The 3,017-nt window shown below is 44.5% G+C and carries 4 protein-coding genes and 1 rRNA gene; 3 read left to right on the top strand and 2 right to left on the bottom strand.

Features of this window, described 5'->3' with window-relative positions; all coding sequences use genetic code 11:
• Positions 1-4: 4 nt before the first annotated feature.
• Positions 5-118, top strand: a 5S ribosomal RNA gene (gene rrf / locus BO225_RS00965).
• Positions 119-242: 124 nt separating this feature from the next.
• Here rrf and tgt read toward each other — a convergent pair.
• Together tgt and BO225_RS00955 are read right to left on the bottom strand one after the other, a co-directional pair.
• Positions 243-1,466, bottom strand: a complete 1,224-nt coding sequence (tgt, locus tag BO225_RS00960) for a tRNA guanosine(34) transglycosylase Tgt (RefSeq protein WP_233120261.1) — start codon at positions 1,464-1,466, stop codon at positions 243-245.
• Entirely contained in the window at positions 1,463-2,089 is a 627-nt protein-coding gene (locus tag BO225_RS00955) for a queuosine precursor transporter (RefSeq protein WP_076340423.1), read from the bottom strand. Before BO225_RS00955 ends, tgt begins: the two co-directional genes overlap by 4 nt.
• Before the next feature lie 328 nt (positions 2,090-2,417).
• Here BO225_RS00955 and BO225_RS00950 point away from each other — a divergent pair, with 328 nt between their 5' ends.
• Positions 2,418-2,687, top strand: coding sequence for a hypothetical protein (locus BO225_RS00950; RefSeq protein ID WP_076340422.1), 270 nt, complete (start codon positions 2,418-2,420; stop codon positions 2,685-2,687).
• 80 nt (positions 2,688-2,767) lie between these two features.
• The gene (locus BO225_RS12620; RefSeq protein WP_233120260.1) at positions 2,768-2,899 is read left to right on the top strand and encodes a transposase; all 132 of its coding nucleotides are present in this window, start codon (positions 2,768-2,770) and stop codon (positions 2,897-2,899) included.
• Positions 2,900-3,017: the final 118 nt, after the last annotated feature.

Raw genomic sequence — 3,017 nt, 5'->3', positions numbered from 1 at the left:
AAGATCCGGTGGTGATAGAGAAGTGGAAATACCTGTTCCCGTCCCGAACACAGAAGTCAAGCACTCCATCGCCGAAGGTAGTTGGCTTAGCGCCTGCAAGAATAGGACGCTGCCGGTTCTAGAGAAGACCAGAAAGTGTATGCTTTCTGGTCTTCTTTTGTGTTTCAACAGAAATGATCATGGAATCAAATTTGACGATTTGTCTTGGATCTTTAAAAAAGAAGCCTTTCTGAAAGCTATGCTTAAAGAATGGCTTCTTTTTTTGTTCCATAATAGTCTTTGAGGAATTGTTCTTTATATTCTTGGAATGTTCCATCGAGTATAGCTTGTCGGACTTCTTCCATCATGCGGATGGTGAAGCGGAGATTATGAATAGTAGAAAGCCGAAAGTATTGTTCTCTGACTTTTGGATCTTCTGATTTCATCATTTGTCTAAGTTGGCTTTGGGTATAGCCTTGTTGGCATGTTGGACAGTCGCATCCGACTTCCAAAGGTTCGTGGCAGTCTTGGCAGGCTTGACGGGCCAAAGAATAGTAGCCGTGTTTTGTATAGATGCGTCCATGTCTTGCTTCGCGGCTGGGGGCGACACAGTCGAATGTGTCGGCTCCGTTTTCAACGCCGATCAAAATATCGTCTGGTCGAGAGAGGCCAAGCAAATGGCGAGGTTTGTGTTCGGGGAGTTCTTCGTTGCACCATGTCAAGATGTCGCCTAATGAGCTTTTGAGGAAGGCGCCTCCGAGTCCATAGCCGTCAAAGTCCATTTGGCCCATTTTTTTGGCGGTGCTTCTTCTGAGGTCTTCCCATCGTCCGCCTTGCAGGACGCCATAGAGCGATTGTCGATAGCCGAGGTCGTCTCGATGTTGTTTGTGGACGTCTAGGGAAATTTGGGCCCAGCGTTCGGTGCGTTCTAGTGCTTCTTTGTTGTAGTCGTAGGTGTCGGCTAATGAGGTGAGTTCGTCGAAGGCCATGTGGATGTCGGCGCCAATTCGGCATTGGATTTCCATCGATTCTTTGGGGCCGATAAAGTCTTCTTGCTGCGTGAATGGGTCGAAGAATTGGATGCCACCTTCTTGGACGAGGGCGAGTCGTTCTTTTTTTGGGGTGTTGACGACTTCTTTTTCGCGTTCCATGCTTACGACTTTTCCAATGCCAGAGCCTAAAGACATGACTTGGAATCCGCCAGAGTCGGTAAGGGTCGGTCCGTTCCAGCCTGACCATTTGGCCAATCCTCCTTCTTGGGCGATGGTCGGGGAGATGTTTCTTAAGTGGTAGCCGTTGGAGAGCATGGCTTGGGCGCCAATGGCATGTAGGTCTTCCATAGAAAGGAATTTGACGTGTCCGTGTGTGCCTACGCACATGAAGGCGGGTGTTTTGATGTCTCCGTGGGGTGTATGGATCGTTCCGGCTCTTCCTAATTGGTTTGGAATGCGGGCGTTGATGTCGAATGAGAATTTGTTTTGGCTCATACGTTGCGAATCTTCCTTTCTATCCATGCTTCGAGGGGAGAGAGGATGAGTTCTAATCCCATTCCTAATATATAGGCGAATATGGCTTGTTTGACAAATTCTGGAAACGAGAGGACGCCTAGAAAGGCGACAGTTTCAAAGATGGTCGAGTCGATCAGGTGGGCGAAGGCGCTCGATCCTAACGCTCTTGCGATAAAGCTTTTTGAAAAGAGGCTGTCGCTTTGTTTCATCTTGATAAAAAGATAGTTGTTGAGTAAGTTGGATGTTAAAAATCCGAGCAATGAGCCGAAGATGATGCGGGGCGAAAAGCCAAGCACCATGGCGTAGGCGTCTTGCATGTCCCAGCCTGGATAGGCGGGGAGGGCGATGACGGCATAGAAGACGAATACGGCGATCACGTTGACTAGAAAGCTTGCGTAGATGATCGTTTTGCTGGTGGATTTTCCAAACATTTCAACGATCAGGTCGCCAAGGATATACGTGAGTGGAAAGAGGACGAGGCCGCCATCGACGGCGATGCCTGCCAAATTCCAAAGTTTGATGGCCGACAAGTTGGATATAAGAAGTGTGCCGGCCGATAGGGCTGTCATATACAGCAGTAGCTTCATTCTTTTTTGTGTCATGTTTTTATTTTAGCTCTTTTGGTCTGAAATTTTAAGTGGTTGGATTTTTTCTTTATTGTTTAGAAATTTTAGTTTTGCTTTACAATCTAACTGATAATTTTGGAATATAATATCAAAAAATTCCCCATTTTTTATTGACATTGTGATTTTTGTATCGTAAGTTAAAGGTACCTTGACATGGGTAAACTATGTCAATTCATTCTTGGAGAAAGGGTTCAAGAAAGTTTTAGAAATTAAGGTTGGGCAGATGGTTTATGAGAGGTTTTATTAGACAGTCTGTCTTGGACTGTTTTTTTATTTGATAGATAGTTTTAGGAAGGAATAGTAAATGACGGAAAAGGAATTGAAGAAACTCTCCCGTCTTGAGCTTTTGGAGTTGTTGGTGGAAAGGACTCGTGAAGTGGAGTCTTTGAAGGCGCAGCTGGAAGAGGCGAATCGTAAGTTAGAGGATCGTACGATCGTCATGAACGAGTCGGGAAATATTGCGGAGGCCGCTTTGCGTTTGAATCATATTTTTGAGGAATGTCAAAGGGCTGCGGATGAATATTTAGAAAGTGTAAAGAAGAGCGCGGAACATGAGCAAAAAGAAGGAGACTAGAAACGTCAAGGTGATAAGCTCCCCTAATAGTAGACACGCCAAACAACTAAATTTGGAGGTCCTATTAGGGGGCTTTTTATATGGGAAGAAAATCAAAATACACTATAGATTTTAAATTATCTGTTGTTGACCGCTATTTAAATAAAGGAGAAGGATCCGTCACGATTGGAAAAGATTTAAATCTTAATCCAAACACTGTAATGAATGGGTAAAACAATTTCAAAAGTCGGATGCTGAAGCTTTTCTGGAGAAACCAAGAAATCAATCCTATTCAAAAGAATTCAAAATACAAGTGATTGAGGAATATTTGGCAGGAGGATGTTCGTATCC

Source organism: Dubosiella newyorkensis, assembly GCF_001945605.1.
GTDB classification, from domain to species: Bacteria; Bacillota_I; Bacilli_A; order Erysipelotrichales; family Erysipelotrichaceae; genus Dubosiella; species Dubosiella newyorkensis.
The sequence above is the reverse complement of the archived record's forward strand: the minus strand, read 5'-3'. Positions and strand labels throughout refer to the sequence as shown.

Excerpts from the sequence above, each read along its gene's own strand:
- tgt (WP_233120261.1), bottom strand. The coding sequence starts at position 1,466 with ATGAGCCAAAACAAATTCTCATTCGACATCAACGCCCGCATTCCAAAC.
- BO225_RS00955 (WP_076340423.1), bottom strand. The coding sequence starts at position 2,089 with ATGACACAAAAAAGAATGAAGCTACTGCTGTATATGACAGCCCTATCG.
- BO225_RS00950 (WP_076340422.1), top strand. The coding sequence starts at position 2,418 with ATGACGGAAAAGGAATTGAAGAAACTCTCCCGTCTTGAGCTTTTGGAG.
- BO225_RS12620 (WP_233120260.1), top strand. The coding sequence starts at position 2,768 with ATGGGAAGAAAATCAAAATACACTATAGATTTTAAATTATCTGTTGTT.